The organism is Bradyrhizobium sp. JYMT SZCCT0428 (assembly GCF_018131075.1).
In the GTDB taxonomy this organism is placed as follows: domain Bacteria; phylum Pseudomonadota; class Alphaproteobacteria; order Rhizobiales; family Xanthobacteraceae; genus Bradyrhizobium.
The window spans coordinates 73,417-86,743 of sequence record NZ_JAFCLS010000032.1 but is presented as its reverse complement, the minus strand read 5'-3'; the positions used below and the strand labels follow the sequence as shown (position 1 = coordinate 86,743).

General features: G+C 62.5%; 17 protein-coding genes. 13 read left to right on the top strand and 4 right to left on the bottom strand.

The features are described from left to right. Positions 1-25 precede the first annotated feature (25 nt). Complete coding sequence (locus JQ575_RS28725) at positions 26-565, bottom strand: GNAT family N-acetyltransferase (protein ID WP_212036568.1); 540 nt, start codon at positions 563-565, stop codon at positions 26-28. 162 nt (positions 566-727) lie between these two features. Between JQ575_RS28725 and JQ575_RS28720 the strand changes: the two genes are divergently transcribed. From JQ575_RS28720 to JQ575_RS28675, 10 genes are all read left to right on the top strand, one after another. After that, positions 728-1,327, top strand: coding sequence for a superoxide dismutase (locus JQ575_RS28720; protein ID WP_192738198.1), 600 nt, complete (start codon positions 728-730; stop codon positions 1,325-1,327). Positions 1,328-1,532: 205 nt separating this feature from the next. Then, positions 1,533-1,907 (top strand): fluoride efflux transporter CrcB, encoded by a 375-nt coding sequence (gene crcB / locus JQ575_RS28715; RefSeq protein WP_212036567.1) that lies wholly within the window; start codon positions 1,533-1,535, stop codon positions 1,905-1,907. 124 nt (positions 1,908-2,031) lie between these two features. After that, complete coding sequence (locus JQ575_RS28710; protein ID WP_212036566.1) at positions 2,032-2,634, top strand: permease; 603 nt, start codon at positions 2,032-2,034, stop codon at positions 2,632-2,634. Between the two features lie 2 nt (positions 2,635-2,636). Then, a complete protein-coding gene (locus JQ575_RS28705) occupies positions 2,637-3,134 on the top strand; it encodes a hypothetical protein (protein WP_192738376.1) in 498 nt (165 codons plus the stop codon). Positions 3,135-3,184: 50 nt separating this feature from the next. Then, positions 3,185-3,382, top strand: a complete 198-nt coding sequence (locus JQ575_RS28700) for a hypothetical protein (RefSeq protein WP_212036565.1) — start codon at positions 3,185-3,187, stop codon at positions 3,380-3,382. A gap of 2 nt (positions 3,383-3,384) precedes the next feature. Next, the gene (locus JQ575_RS28695; RefSeq protein ID WP_212036564.1) at positions 3,385-4,152 is read left to right on the top strand and encodes a metal ABC transporter ATP-binding protein; all 768 of its coding nucleotides are present in this window, start codon (positions 3,385-3,387) and stop codon (positions 4,150-4,152) included. Between the two features lie 5 nt (positions 4,153-4,157). Further along, the gene (locus tag JQ575_RS28690; RefSeq protein WP_212036563.1) at positions 4,158-5,027 is read left to right on the top strand and encodes a metal ABC transporter permease; all 870 of its coding nucleotides are present in this window, start codon (positions 4,158-4,160) and stop codon (positions 5,025-5,027) included. A 2-nt stretch (positions 5,028-5,029) separates the two neighbouring features. Continuing rightward, complete coding sequence (locus tag JQ575_RS28685) at positions 5,030-5,917, top strand: metal ABC transporter substrate-binding protein (protein ID WP_212036562.1); 888 nt, start codon at positions 5,030-5,032, stop codon at positions 5,915-5,917. 37 nt (positions 5,918-5,954) lie between these two features. Further along, positions 5,955-7,013, top strand: coding sequence for a GTP-binding protein (locus JQ575_RS28680; RefSeq protein ID WP_212036561.1), 1,059 nt, complete (start codon positions 5,955-5,957; stop codon positions 7,011-7,013). Next, the gene (locus JQ575_RS28675; RefSeq protein ID WP_212036560.1) at positions 7,013-8,029 is read left to right on the top strand and encodes a WD40 repeat domain-containing protein; all 1,017 of its coding nucleotides are present in this window, start codon (positions 7,013-7,015) and stop codon (positions 8,027-8,029) included. Before JQ575_RS28680 ends, JQ575_RS28675 begins: the two co-directional genes overlap by 1 nt. 199 nt (positions 8,030-8,228) lie before the next feature. Here JQ575_RS28675 and JQ575_RS28670 read toward each other — a convergent pair whose 3' ends face one another. After that, the gene (locus JQ575_RS28670; protein WP_212036559.1) at positions 8,229-9,179 is read right to left on the bottom strand and encodes a hypothetical protein; all 951 of its coding nucleotides are present in this window, start codon (positions 9,177-9,179) and stop codon (positions 8,229-8,231) included. A gap of 134 nt (positions 9,180-9,313) precedes the next feature. On the opposite strand from JQ575_RS28670, the gene JQ575_RS28665 reads away from it, so the two are divergent. The 3 genes from JQ575_RS28665 (at position 9,314) to JQ575_RS28655 (ending at position 11,443) form a co-directional block, all read left to right on the top strand. Beyond that, positions 9,314-10,030, top strand: coding sequence for an MgtC/SapB family protein (locus JQ575_RS28665; protein ID WP_212036558.1), 717 nt, complete (start codon positions 9,314-9,316; stop codon positions 10,028-10,030). An 83-nt stretch (positions 10,031-10,113) separates the two neighbouring features. Next, on the top strand, positions 10,114-10,446 hold the full coding sequence (locus JQ575_RS28660) for a hypothetical protein (RefSeq protein WP_212036557.1): 333 nt from the start codon (positions 10,114-10,116) through the stop codon (positions 10,444-10,446). 256 nt (positions 10,447-10,702) lie between these two features. After that, entirely contained in the window at positions 10,703-11,443 is a 741-nt protein-coding gene (locus JQ575_RS28655) for an acetoacetate decarboxylase (RefSeq protein ID WP_212036556.1), read from the top strand. 33 nt (positions 11,444-11,476) lie between these two features. Here JQ575_RS28655 and JQ575_RS28650 read toward each other — a convergent pair whose 3' ends face one another. Both JQ575_RS28650 and JQ575_RS28645 read right to left on the bottom strand, forming a co-directional pair. After that, positions 11,477-11,698, bottom strand: a complete 222-nt coding sequence (locus JQ575_RS28650; RefSeq protein ID WP_212036555.1) for a hypothetical protein — start codon at positions 11,696-11,698, stop codon at positions 11,477-11,479. 158 nt (positions 11,699-11,856) lie between these two features. Beyond that, the gene (locus tag JQ575_RS28645) at positions 11,857-13,299 is read right to left on the bottom strand and encodes a homospermidine synthase (RefSeq protein ID WP_212036554.1); all 1,443 of its coding nucleotides are present in this window, start codon (positions 13,297-13,299) and stop codon (positions 11,857-11,859) included. Positions 13,300-13,327: the final 28 nt, after the last annotated feature.

The window sequence follows — 13,327 nt, the reverse complement described above, 5'->3', positions numbered from 1 at the left end:
AAGCCACCCCATCGCCGCGCAGGGGTCACCATGGCAGGCCGCATAGGTCGATGATGCCGTCGCGCGGGGCGCGCGTGAAGTCGAACACGAACGGCGCCATCGCCTCGAAACGGATGCGTCCCTCCGGCTGCTCGGCATAGACCTCGCCGGTGAATTTATGCCACCCGCGGGCCTCGTAGAAGGCGAAATTATGCGGCTCGCAGAACAGAAGAGCAAACTTGATCGCCTCGTGGTCACGCATGGTCTGGATGGCGGCGCCGAGCGCGAGGCCGGCAAGCCCGCGCCCCCGGAAATCCTCGCGGGTCGCAACCCCGCCGATACCGCCGATATCGACCTTGCGCCCGTTCCAGGTGGCGGTGCGGAAATAGATGCCGACATGGCAGGCAAGCCCGGGTTTCGGCGATTCCTCCGGCGCCTCGATCAGCACGCGCAAATCGGCGTGGGCCCATTTGACGTGGCCCCAGGACAGTTTCTCGACCACATGCTTCGGCCAGACCGCATTCATCAGCGGTTCGACCCTCGGCCATGAAGCGTCCCCGTTCAGGACATCGATCTCGATACTCATTTTTTACCCCGCAATAGCCGTATGTCCCGTCATACGCTGGACGCGGAGCATCGTTACCGAAGAAGCCGCCCGCTTTGTCAAATTGCGGTGTTTAAGCGCGATGGAACCTTCTATAAGGGTTCCCGTTACACCACGTCTCCCATCATTTTCGGACATCACCCCATGACCTTCACGCTTCCTGACCTTCCCTATGCCCATGACGCCCTTGCCCCCTATATGTCCAAGGAAACGCTGGAATTCCACCACGACAAGCATCACCAGGCTTACGTGACCAACGGAAACAACGCGATCAAGGGGACCGAATTCGAAGGCAAGTCCCTCGAGGAGATCGTCAAGGCTTCGTTCGGCAAGAACCCGGCCGTGTTCAACAATGCCGGCCAGCACTACAACCATCTGCATTTCTGGAACTGGATGAAGCCGAATGGCGGCGGCAGCAAGCTGCCCGGCCGTCTGGAAAAGAAGATCACCGAGGATCTCGGCGGGCTCGACAAGTTCAAGACCGACTTCGCCGCCGCCGGCGTCGGCCAGTTCGGCTCCGGCTGGTGCTGGTTGTCGGTCAAGAATGGCAAGCTCGAAATCTCCAAGACCGCGAACGGCGAAAGCCCGCTGGTTCATGGCGCAACCCCGATCCTCGGCTGCGACGTCTGGGAGCACTCCTACTACATCGACTACCGCAACCGCCGCCCGGACTATTTGAAGGCGTTCGTCGATAATCTCGTGAACTGGGAATATGTCGACCAGCTGTTCGGCAAGGCTTCCTGATTGAGCCCGTCATTCCCTGATGCGCAATTGCGCATCTGAGGGCGATGCTTTGCACCGCCCCGGAATGACATCGAACTGATTTCAAGGGCGGCAGTGCAAAACTGCCGCCCTTATCTTTTGCCTCCCCATGCCATCCTTGCAGGCGTCGCGGGCTTGCGGCACAAGCGCTGTTGCCGGGTGATTTCGCGATGTGGAAAATGCTGCGATGAGCTATTTGCTGGTCTTCGTCGGTGGCGGCCTTGGCGCGACGCTGCGCCATTTCATCAATCTCACCTGCGCCCGCTGCATCGGCACCGGATTTCCCTGGGGTACCTTCATCATCAACATCTCTGGATCGACCGTGATGGGGCTGATCGCGGGCTATCTCGCCCTCAAGGGCGAGACCTCGCAGCCGTGGCGGCTGTTCCTGATGACGGGCATACTCGGCGGCTACACCACCTTTTCCGCGTTCTCGCTCGATACCGCCGTGCTCTATGAGCGGGGTGAGCTTGGCCTGGCGGCGGCCTACATTATCGGCTCGGTGGTGCTCTCGATTGCCGGCCTGTTTGCCGGCCTTGCGCTGGTGCGCCACCTGACCTGAAAAGCACGTGACAGCCTTGCATGGCCATGCCTGAACGGCGCATGGATGTTTCAGTTGTTCCGTTTGCGTGAGGCCCCGGCCGGGACTAAGCAGGGTTGGACTTTTCACCTGCCGATTCATTGCATTGTCAGAACCCCCATTGAAAGAACCGGTACCCGCCGACGAACTTGCGGAGGCCGAAGCTGGCCCGCGACGCAAGCGCAAGCCGGTCGGCTGGTCGATGATCTTCATTGCCGTGCTGGTCGCGGTCAGCGCCACGCTGGTCTATCGCCGCGACGGCCTCGACGGCGTGCTCAAGATTCTCACCCATGATCTCTGGCTGTTCGGCGAGATCCTGCCGCGCGTATTGGCCGGCTGCCTGCTCGGCGCGTTCATTACGGAAATCCTGCCGCACGAGAAAGTGTCGCGATCGCTCGGGCCGAACTCCGGCCTGAAGGGATTGCTGATCGGCACCGCGTTCGGCGCCATCCTGCCGGGCGGGCCGTTCACGGCCTATCCGGTGGCGGCGGCGCTGCTGACGGTCGGCGCGGACTTTGGCGCCACCATCGCGATGGTGGTGAGTTGGACGCTGATCGGCTATGGCCGCGCGGTCGCCTGGGAGTTGCCGATCCTCGGCACCGATTTTACGCTGTGGCGGATCGTGATCTCGCTGCCGATCCCGGTGCTGGCCGGCGCGCTCGGGCGCTTCGTCTATGTGCGGATGTACCCGAAGGGCGAGCCGTCATGACGATGAGCGCGCTCATCATCGACATCAGCCTGTGGGGCTCCGTGCTCGTGCTTGGCATCATCGCGTTCCGCCGCGGCCGTGTCGTGGTGGTTTCGGCGGCGCGCGAGGGCGCGATGGATTTCATCAACATCGTGCCGCGGATCGCGCTCGGCGTGATCGGCTCCGGCTACATCGCCGCCGTCATTCCCCCCGAAATCATCACCGGCTGGCTGGGCCCGGATTCCGGCTGGCTCGGCGTGCTCACCGCCGTGATCGCAGGTGGGCTAACGCCGGGTGGCCCGGTGGTCGGCTTTTCCATCGGCGCGGTGGCGCTGAAGGTCGGCGGCGGCTCGCCGCAAGTAATCGCCTATGTCGTCGCCTGGGCGCTGTTCGCCTTCCAGCGGCTGATCCTGTGGGAGATCCCGTTCATGCCGGCGAAATTCGTCTGGTTCCGCGCCGCGGTATCGGTGCCGTTCCCGTTCCTGGCGGCGGCCTTGGCGATGGCGATCGGGAAGCCGTAAGGCAGGCACTTCGGTGGACTCAGGTAATGTTATAATATAACATCTCCTGCATGTCTCACTCCCATTCCCACGACCATGGACACCACCACCACGCCCATGGTCACCCCCATCACCACGACCCTTCGACGCCGCATCCGGCGCAACCGGCGCCGTGGTCGATCCTGCGGATGACGGTGGCGGCGCGGCTTGGCGCGGCGCTGGCGGTCAGTGCCTGTCTTTGGGTGGTCGTGCTGGTGGCGATGAGGTGAGCATGGCGGCGCAGGCAAAAGCTCAGGTGAAATTCAGCAACGTCACGCTCGGCTACGACCGGCACCCGGCCGTGCACCACCTCAACCTCGAGGTCGCCGGGGGCGCGCTGGTCGCGGTGATCGGGCCGAACGGCGCCGGCAAGTCGACGCTGTTTCGAGGCCTCGCCGGCATCCTGAAACCCCTGTCGGGCTCGATCGCGCTCGGTGGTCTCGACAGCAAGGATATCGCCTATCTGCCGCAGACCGCCGACATCGACCGCAGTTTTCCGATTTCGGTGTTCGATTTCGTTGGCACCGGATTGTGGCGCTCGACCGGCTTCTTCGGCGGCATGGGCAGGAAAGAGCGCGAGCGGATTTTGGCGGGGCTTGCCGCCGTCGGCCTCAACGGTTTTGAGAACCGCCCGATCGGCACGCTGTCCGGCGGCCAGATGCAGCGCATGCTGTTCGCCCGCGTGCTGCTGCAGGACGCGCGCCTGATCGTGCTGGACGAGCCGTTCAACGCCATCGACGCCAAAACCTCCGCCGACCTGGTCGCGCTGGTCAAGCGCTGGCATGGCGAAGGCCGCACCGTGCTGGCGGCGCTGCATGATCTCGACATGGTGCGCAATCATTTCCCCGAAACCCTGCTGCTGGCCCGTGGGCCGGTAGCCTGGGGCGCGACCGCGCAGGTGCTGACGCCGGATAACCTGCTGGTGGCGATGAAGATGTGCGAAGCCTTCGACGACCGGGCCGCGGCCTGCGCCGCCGATGCGCCGTCGCGGGCGGCCTAGCTCCAATGCTCCATGATGCGCTGATCGCGCCTTTCACCGAATTCGAGTTCATGCGCCGCGCGCTGGCGGCCGTGATCGCGCTGTCGCTGGGCGCAGCTCCCATCGGCGTGTTCCTGATGTTGCGGCGGATGAGTCTGGTCGGCGACGCCATGGCGCATGCGATCCTGCCCGGGGCCGCGATCGGCTTCCTGGTCTCCGGCCTCAATCTCTTCGCGATGACGACCGGCGGGCTGATCGCAGGCTTTACGGTCGCGATCCTGGCCGGCGTGGTCGCGCGCACCACCGAACTGAAGGAAGATGCTTCGCTGGCGACGTTCTACCTGGTGTCGCTGGCGCTCGGCGTCACCATCGTGTCCATCAAGGGCACCAATATCGACCTGCTGCACGTGCTGTTCGGGAACATCCTGGCGATGGACGACCAGACCCTGCTGGTGATCGCCTTCAACGCCACGATCACCTTGCTCGTGCTGGCGGTGATCTATCGCCCGCTGGTGATCGAATGCGTCGACCCGGTGTTCCTGCGCACCGTGAGCCGCGCCGGCGCGCCCGCGCATCTGGCGTTCCTGGCGCTGGTCGTGATCAACCTCGTCAACGGCTTCCACGCGCTCGGCACCTTGCTCGGCGTCGGCCTGATGATCCTGCCCGCGGGCATCGCGCGGTTCTGGTCGCGCGACATCACCGGCATGATCTGCATTGCGGTCGCGAGCGCCATCGTGTCGGGCTATGCCGGGCTGGTGCTGTCGTTCCAGACCAAGATTCCGTCGGGCCCCGCGGTCATTCTGGTCGCGGCGGGGATTTATCTGGTGTCCGTGCTGTTCGGCAATGTCAGCGGCCTGGTGAGACAGCTGTTCCCCGGCCGGCATCTCGAGGCGTAACGATGCAGCGTTTGTTCGGGTTCATGTGTCTGGTGCTGATCGCCACGGCCGTTCCGGCCAGCGCGCAGGAGCGCCTCAAGGTCGTCGCCAGCTTCTCCATCCTCGGCGATTTCGTCCGCAATGTCGGCGGCGACCGCGTCAGCGTCACGACGCTGGTCGGCCCCGAGGGCGACGCGCATGTCTACTCACCGACACCCGCCGATGCGAAAAAGATCGCCGATGCCAAATTGATCTTCATCAATGGCCTTGGTTTCGAGGGCTGGCTGCCGCGGCTGGTGCAATCCTCTGGCAGCAAGGCAACCGTGGTGACGGCGACCACTTATATTACGCCGCTCAAACTTGGCTCCCATGCTGATCCCCATGCATGGCAAACCGTCGTCAACGCGAAAACGTATATCAACAACATCCGCGTTGCCCTCAGTGCAGCCGCCCCGGCAGACGCCGAGGTGTTCAAGTCCAATGCCGAAGCCTACCGGGCGAAACTCGATGCACTCGAGGGAGAGATTGGCCAGTTCATTGGTCAAATTCCGTCACACCGACGCAAGCTAATCACCAACCATGAGGCGTTCGGCTATTTCGCGAAAGAGTATGGGTTCGAATTCATCGCGCCTGTGGGCGTTTCCACTGAGGCCGAGCCCAGTGCCCGCGACATCGCCGCGATTATTACTCAAATCAAAAAAGCAAAGATTCCGGCCATTTTTCTTGAAAATCTCAGTGATCCCCGGCTTATTAAACGGATAGCGGCCGAAACCGGGGCGAAGGTCGGCGGCACCCTCTATTCGGACAGTTTGACCGACGAAAAGGGGGACGCCCCCACTTACATTGATATGGTCAGGCACAATATAAGGACCCTCAGGACCGCGCTAGAAGGTGTTACCATGCGAGGGTAATGCCTGTTAGGCGCCAAAATTCCGTTCCGGAGTGATTATGTCTGAACTGACCGCCCAAAAAATTCCTGTGACCGTGCTGACGGGCTATCTCGGCGCCGGCAAGACCACGCTGCTCAACCGCATCCTGTCGGAAAACCACGGCAAGAAATACGCCGTCATCGTCAACGAATTCGGCGAGATCGGCATCGACAACGACCTCATCATCGGCGCCGATGAAGAAGTGTTCGAGATGAACAATGGCTGCGTCTGCTGCACCGTGCGCGGTGACCTCGTGCGCATCCTCGACGGGCTGATGAAGCGCAAGGGCAAATTCGACGCCATCATCGTCGAGACCACCGGTTTGGCCGATCCGGCCCCGGTGGCGCAGACCTTCTTTGTCGATGAGGACGTGCAGAAGAACGCCCGGCTCGATGCCGTCGTCACCGTGGCCGACGCCAAATGGCTGAGCGACCGCCTGAAGGACGCGCCGGAAGCCAAGAACCAGATTGCTTTCGCCGACGTCATCGTGCTCAACAAGACCGACCTGGTTTCCAAGGCCGAACTCGCCGAAGTCGAGGCGCGGATCCGCGGCATCAACCCTTACGCCAAACTGCATCGCACCGAGCGCTGCAAGGTGGCGCTGGCTGACGTGCTGGAGCGCGGCGCGTTCGATCTGGATCGCATTCTCGAGATCGAGCCGGAATTCCTCGATGCCGGCGATGGCCATGATCATCACCATGATCACGATCATCACCACGGCCATGACCATCATCATGATCACAGCCACAGCCATGGCGGGCTGAAGCACTACCATGACGAGGAGATGCAGTCGCTGTCGCTGCGCACCGACAAGCCGCTCGATGCCACCAAGTTCATGCCGTGGCTGCAGAACCTTGTCGCCTCCGAAGGACAGAAGATCCTGCGCTCGAAGGGCATCCTCGCCTTCAGCGACGATGACGACCGCTACGTGTTCCAGGGCGTGCACATGATGCTCGAGGGCGACCATCAGCGTAAGTGGAAGGATGACGAACGGCGCGAAAGCCGGCTTGTCTTTATCGGCCGCGAATTGCCGGAGCAGATGATCCGCGACGGTTTTGAGAGCTGTATCACCACGTGATGAAACAGTTTGATCCGGGCGAAGGCGCCTCCATTGCTTCGATCACCGACAAGGTGCGGCCGCTTGCGGTCGGCATGCCGATATCGTCGGTGCATTTTCTCGGCGAGACTGCGGTCTTTGTCGGCGCCGAGGAGAGTGCGGCGATTGTCGGCGCCGACGGTGAAATTTCGCGTGTCGATATCCACGGCGGCGCGGTGTTGTGTGCGGCATCCGATGGCGCGCGCATCGTTACCGGCGGCGATGACGGCAAGGTCGTTGCGCTTAACGCCAAAGGCGAGGTCAGCGTGCTGGCGACCGACGCTAAGCGGCGCTGGATCGACAATGTCGCGCTGCATCCCGACGGCGCGGTGGCGTGGTCAGCCGGCAAGACCGCCTATGTCCGCAGCGGCAAGAGTGAAGAGAAAACCTTTGACATGCCCTCCACGGTGGGCGGGCTGGCGTTCGCGCCGAAGGGCCTGCGGCTGGCGGTCGCGCATTACAACGGCGTGACGCTGTGGTTTCCGAACATGGCAGCGAACCCGGAATTTCTGGAATGGGCGGGGTCGCATCTCGGCGTCACGTTCAGTCCCGACAACAAATTCCTGGTCACCACGATGCACGAGCCGGCGCTGCATGGCTGGCGGCTCGCTGACAACAGGCACATGCGCATGAGCGGCTATCCCGGCCGCGTCCGCTCGATCGCCTGGAGCGCGGGCGGCAAGGGCCTTGCGACCTCTGGCGCCGATACCGTTATCATCTGGCCCTTCACCAGCAAGGACGGCCCGATGGGCAAGGAACCGGCGATGCTGGCGCCGCTGCAGGCCCGCGTCTCCGCGGTCGCCTGTCATCCGAAGCACGACGTCATGGCCGCCGGCTACAGCGACGGCTGCGTGCTGATGGTGCGGATCGAGGACGGTGCGGAAATCCTGGTGCGCCGGCGGGGCAACGCCGCCGTTTCGGCGCTGGCCTGGAGTGCCAAGGGCTCGCTGCTCGCCTTCGCCACCGAAGACGGCGACGCCGGCATGGTGGAACTGTAGATCTTGTTCTCTCCCTCGCCCCGCACTTCGCGGGGAGAGGGTTGGGGTGAGGGGCTCTATCCGCGCGTTTAGTGCCAGTTGATAGACCGGTACCCCCTCACCCGGATTGCTTCGCAATCCGACCTCTCCCCGCAAGCGGGGCGAGGTGACCCGAACGCCGGCACCGATTCAATTCAAACCCATCTCGCTCCCGCCCACCCTACTTCACCTTCTTCCCACCTTTGACGTAAGCCTCGATGTGGTCAAACGTCTTGCCGGCCGGTTCGAGGTTTTCGAAGGCCGAAGCGGCCTTGCTCATGTTCTCGGCGGTCTTGTCGCGATCTTTCGCGTCGGGCTTGAAGACGGCGAGCATGGTGAGCGCCGTCATATAATTTCCGAACGCCGCTTGCTCGGCCGCGAACAGGTTTTTCAGGCGAGGATCGTTTGCAAAAAAGCCGGAGAACGTCTTCTTGATGCCGTCGTCGGCTGATGCCAGCGACTGCAACGCCCAAAATCCGCTCGCCAATGTCAGCACGCGAAAGAATTTGGCGGGCTCGGTTTTGCACGCGTATTTGTCGCAGGCCATCTTGGCCATCACGTTGTCCCGGCCTTCTGCGGTCATGTTCGGCCCGAACTTGCCCTTCATGAATCCCATGCGCATGGCAATGCCCGCCATGTCGTCATCTGCGCCGGAGAAGTTGGCGAGGATTCTTTCAATGAAGCTGGGGTCACCGGATGCCATATAGGCGCCGATCAAGAGGTCGTTGTCGGCGGCATTCGACGACGGCCGTACCACGGCAAGTTTGGCTGGCTGGTTCTTTTCGATTTTCTGCAGCGTGGCTGTGATCTGGTTTTCCTCGGCAAATTTCTGCGCGTCTTCCGTGAGGCCGGCGCCGTAGAGCGCCACGAGCTTCACCGATTTGACGTATGAAGAGGCCTCAGCCTGAAGGATGCGCTGCTTTTCCGCGGGCGACGTGCTGAAGATCTGCGCCAGGAATCCGATGGCCGCACTGGGATCGGCGTTTGGGCCGGCGCGCATTTGCGACAGCACGCTATCGACGCAGGCGGGCTGCTTGGTGCGGTAATAGCCGGTCATGCAGTTCTGGTCCGCAGCTGCGGGCGAGCACTGAATACCGAGCAGCGCGATTGCGGCGTAAAGCATTCTTTTCATGACAATTCCGCTAAATCAGGCGAATCGAGCGCCGTTGCCTGCAGCGAAGCGGGCCGGCGACCGTTAGTCGCCGGAACAGGCCAGATCGTTCAGGCTGTGATAGATTCGTCACCTCTCTCCCCTAGAAGACCGCCATGCGCTTCCTGACGACCTTCCAGATCGCCGATTTCCTCGACACGCTGGTCAGCCAGGCCGCCGCTTTCATTTTGGGCACTCTGATTGGCGCCGAGAGGCAATACCGGCAGCGGACCGCAGGCTTGCGCACCAATGTGCTGGTCGCCGTCGGTGCGGCCGCCTTCGTCGATCTTGCGATGCATCTGAAGGCGGCCGAAGGCGCGGTACATGTGATCGCCTATGTCGTCTCGGGGATCGGCTTCCTCGGCGCCGGCGTCATTATGAAAGAGGGCATGAACGTCCGCGGCCTGAACACCGCGGCGACGCTCTGGGGATCGGCCGGGGTCGGAGCTTGCGCCGGCGCAGATATGGTGGCCCAGGCGGCGGCGCTGACCGTTTTCGTGGTCGCCGGCGACACCTTGCTGCGTCCGCTGGTCAATGCCATCAACCGCATTCCGATCGACGAGCGCGCGTCGGAGGCGACCTATTACTTCAAGCTCGCGGTCAGTGCGGATGCGTTGCCTGACATGCGCGACCATCTGGTCGAGCGGCTGGAGCATGCAAAATATCCGGTCGCTGAACTCAATGTGGTCGAGCATGGCGATGACCTCCTGGAGATCGTCGCAACGCTGGTCTCCACCGCGATCGATCCTAACGAACTGAATGCGGTCGCGGTCGATCTGCAGCGCCAGCCCGACGTTCGCCATGCCACCTGGGAAGTCTCGACCAAGGATTAGTTGCCCGGTTCCGCATGCTGCGGGGCGGGGAACAATGCGCTCCGCCGGCCGTTGTCATCGCGAACAATTTTGTGGGGAACGATATGCCTGCCGATCAGAACAAGCGCAGCTACCGGATTGATTTTCTCGTTGCGGCCGCGCTGGTCACGACGGGCCTTGTGATGTCCGGTCTGTCGCTGGCCGAGTTGCGCGCGCGTGCTCCGCAGCAACTGGCGCAGGCGACCCAGCCGCTGCAATCGTCGCCGGGCGCGGAAACCAGGCCCTCGGTGCCCGCGGAGACGACGACCGGCACCCGGCCGTCCAACGTGCCGCCCGAACCGGCGCGACCCGATGCCGACGCGCAGAAGGCGGGCGCCCAGCCCGCGTTGCCGCCGGCACCGGCCGAGAAAACGGCCGAACCGATCAAGCAGAAGTAATACCTTTCAACCGTCATCCCCGCGCAACGGCTTTGCCGTTGTCGCTGGAGGTGCGCGCTCTTGCGCGCCTCGAAGGATGAGTACGGCCCGTGGCCCATCCTTCGAGGCTCGCCGAAGAGGCTCGCACCTCAGGATGACGTCGGCGTTGCTGACGCCGATTTGACTGCGCTTGCCGGATTTACAGCCTCGCCTGCGTCCCCAAGCTGCCGCATACTCACGTCATCGCGCGACCGCGCCGACACGATGGGGGCAGGCCATGAAGATCGACGATGTCAGACGAACCGCCTATTCGATGCCGCTGAACAACCCGTCATTCCCGCCGGGGCCCTATCGCTTCTTTAACCGCGAATATTTCATCATCACCTACCGGACCGATCCGGACGTGCTTCGCGCCCTGGTGCCGGAGCCGCTCGAAGTCAGCGAACCCATCGTCAAATACGAGTTCATCCGCATGCCTGATTCAACCGGCTTCGGCGACTACACCGAAACCGGCCAGGTGATCCCGGTCCGTCTCAACGGCGAGGAGGGCGCCTATACCCACGCCATGTACCTTGACGACGAAGGCCCGATCGCCGGCGGCCGAGAGATCTGGGGATTTCCCAAAAAGCTTGCGAAGCCGAAGATCGAAGTCGAGAGCGATGTGCTGGTCGGTTCGCTGCATTACGGCTCGGTGCTCTGCGCCTCCGCCACCATGGGTTACAAGCACCGTCCGGTCGATCATGACGCCGTGCTGAAAGGCATGAAGGCGCCGAACTTCATTCTCAAGATCATCCCGCATGTCGACGGCACGCCGCGGATCTGCGAACTGGTCCGCTTCCATCTCGAGGACATCACGCTGAAGGAAGCCTGGAGCGGTCCGGCCGCGCTTGGCCTGTTTCCCCACGCGCTGTGCGACGTCGCCCGGCTTCCGGTGCGCGAAGTGGTTTCCGCGCTGCATTTCAAGGCGGATCTGACGCTGGGACTGGGGAAGGTGGCGTTCGATTACATGGCGAAGTGACAGTCGTCACCATCCCGGAATGACGAAGACGCTCTACTGCGCGCCCTTGAGCGTGCAGGAGGTCGAGCAGGTCGTCATCACGCCGCGCTGGCAGGAGATGCACACGGCGATGCACTGCTTCAGGTCCTTGGGATTGTAGGAGCTGTAGAGCTTGCGCGCGCAGTTATCGATCGAGCCGGTGATGTCGTTGTTGTTGTCAGGTTTGCACCCGGCCAAAACGACCGCCGATAGCATGATTGCGATAAAGACGCGCATTTCCACCGCTCCACCGGGGGCGTCGCTGCGCAGAGACACAGGACGGCTCAAGGCCCTCTGAAAAGAGGTACCTTTCAGGATGGCGCGATTTCATTAAGCGAGCGTTACGCTGGCCGGAGGCCCCCGATGCTGCGTTGCACCAGGGGTGGAACCATACCTTATCGCACCAGAATGTTCCGGAACTGCCAGGGATCGGAGGCATCGATGTCTTCCGGGAACAGCCCCGGCCGGTCCGTCAGCGGGGTCCAGTCGGTGTAGTATCCCTTTACCGGGCCGAGATACGGCATCTGGATTTCCAGCAGACGATCGAAATCCATCTCGTCGGCTTCGACGATGCCTTGGTTCGGGTTTTCCAGCGCCCACACCATGCCGCCGAGCACGGCGGAGGTCACCTGCAGGCCGGTGGCGTTCTGATAGGGCGCGAGTTTGCGGGTCTCTTCGATGGAGAGCTGCGAGCCGTACCAGTAGGCATTGTTGTCGTGGCCGAACAGCAGCACGCCGAGTTCGTCGATGCCATCGACGATTTCGTTCTCATCGAGGATGTGGTGCTTTTCCTGCATCTTCGCTGCGCGGCCGAACATTTCATGCAGCGACAGCACGGCATCGTCAGCCGGATGATAAGCATAGTGGCAGGTCGGCCGGTAGATCGCCGTGCCCGATGCATCACGCACCGTGAAGTAATCGGCGATCGAGATCGACTCGTTGTGGGTGACGAGGAAGCCATACTGCGCGCCGCGGGTCGGGCACCAGGTGCGCACGCGCGTGTTGGCGCCGGGCTGCATCAGATAGATGGCGGCGCCGCAGCCCGCTTGGTGGGTACGCGCATTCTCGGGCATCCATTTTTCATGGGTGCCCCAACCGAGTTCGGACGGCTGCACGCCTTCCGACAGGAAACCTTCCACCGACCAGGTGTTGACGAAAACGTCAGGCTCTTTCGGCGACTTGGAGCGCTGGGTGTCGCGTTCGGCGATGTGGATGCCCTTGATACCGGCTTGCCGCATCAAATCAGCCCATTCGGCCTTGGTCTTCGGCTTGGGGGCATTGAGCTTCAGGTCAGCGGCGACATTGAGCAGCGCCTGCTTGACGAAAAAGGAGACCATGCCGGGATTGGCGCCACAACAGGAGACGGCCGTCGTCGAGCCCGCCGGGCGCGCCTTCTTGGCGGCCAGCGTCACTTCGCGAAGGGCGTAGTTGGAGCGCGCTTCCGGGCCCTTTGAAGAATCGAAATAGAAGCCGAGCCAGGGCTCGTTGACCGTGTCGATATAAAGCGCGCCAAGTTCGTTGCAGAGCTCCATGATATCGGTGGAGCCGGTATCGACCGAGAGATTGACGCAAAAACCCTGGCCGCCGCCTTCAGTGAGCAGCGGGGTCAACAATTCGCGATAATTGTCCCTGGTCACGCCCTGCTGGATGAATTTTACATTGTGCTTCTCGCAATGCGCCTTGCGGCCCTCGTCCTTGGGATCGAGCACGGTGATGCGCGACTTGTCGTAATCGAGATGCCGCTCGATCATCGGCAACGTGCCTTTGCCGATGGAGCCGAAGCCGACCATGACGATGGGACCGGTGATCTTCGCGTAGATCTGCGAGGCGGGGCTCATGGGATGGTTTCTCCGGAAAGTCTGGCAA

Excerpts from the sequence above, each read along its gene's own strand:
- JQ575_RS28725 (WP_212036568.1), bottom strand. The coding sequence starts at position 565 with ATGAGTATCGAGATCGATGTCCTGAACGGGGACGCTTCATGGCCGAGG.
- JQ575_RS28720 (WP_192738198.1), top strand. The coding sequence starts at position 728 with ATGACCTTCACGCTTCCTGACCTTCCCTATGCCCATGACGCCCTTGCC.
- crcB (WP_212036567.1), top strand. The coding sequence starts at position 1,533 with ATGAGCTATTTGCTGGTCTTCGTCGGTGGCGGCCTTGGCGCGACGCTG.
- JQ575_RS28705 (WP_192738376.1), top strand. The coding sequence starts at position 2,637 with ATGAGCGCGCTCATCATCGACATCAGCCTGTGGGGCTCCGTGCTCGTG.
- JQ575_RS28700 (WP_212036565.1), top strand. The coding sequence starts at position 3,185 with ATGTCTCACTCCCATTCCCACGACCATGGACACCACCACCACGCCCAT.
- JQ575_RS28695 (WP_212036564.1), top strand. The coding sequence starts at position 3,385 with ATGGCGGCGCAGGCAAAAGCTCAGGTGAAATTCAGCAACGTCACGCTC.
- JQ575_RS28690 (WP_212036563.1), top strand. The coding sequence starts at position 4,158 with ATGCTCCATGATGCGCTGATCGCGCCTTTCACCGAATTCGAGTTCATG.
- JQ575_RS28685 (WP_212036562.1), top strand. The coding sequence starts at position 5,030 with ATGCAGCGTTTGTTCGGGTTCATGTGTCTGGTGCTGATCGCCACGGCC.
- JQ575_RS28680 (WP_212036561.1), top strand. The coding sequence starts at position 5,955 with ATGTCTGAACTGACCGCCCAAAAAATTCCTGTGACCGTGCTGACGGGC.
- JQ575_RS28675 (WP_212036560.1), top strand. The coding sequence starts at position 7,013 with ATGAAACAGTTTGATCCGGGCGAAGGCGCCTCCATTGCTTCGATCACC.
- JQ575_RS28670 (WP_212036559.1), bottom strand. The coding sequence starts at position 9,179 with ATGAAAAGAATGCTTTACGCCGCAATCGCGCTGCTCGGTATTCAGTGC.
- JQ575_RS28665 (WP_212036558.1), top strand. The coding sequence starts at position 9,314 with ATGCGCTTCCTGACGACCTTCCAGATCGCCGATTTCCTCGACACGCTG.
- JQ575_RS28660 (WP_212036557.1), top strand. The coding sequence starts at position 10,114 with ATGCCTGCCGATCAGAACAAGCGCAGCTACCGGATTGATTTTCTCGTT.
- JQ575_RS28655 (WP_212036556.1), top strand. The coding sequence starts at position 10,703 with ATGAAGATCGACGATGTCAGACGAACCGCCTATTCGATGCCGCTGAAC.
- JQ575_RS28650 (WP_212036555.1), bottom strand. The coding sequence starts at position 11,698 with ATGCGCGTCTTTATCGCAATCATGCTATCGGCGGTCGTTTTGGCCGGG.
- JQ575_RS28645 (WP_212036554.1), bottom strand. The coding sequence starts at position 13,299 with ATGAGCCCCGCCTCGCAGATCTACGCGAAGATCACCGGTCCCATCGTC.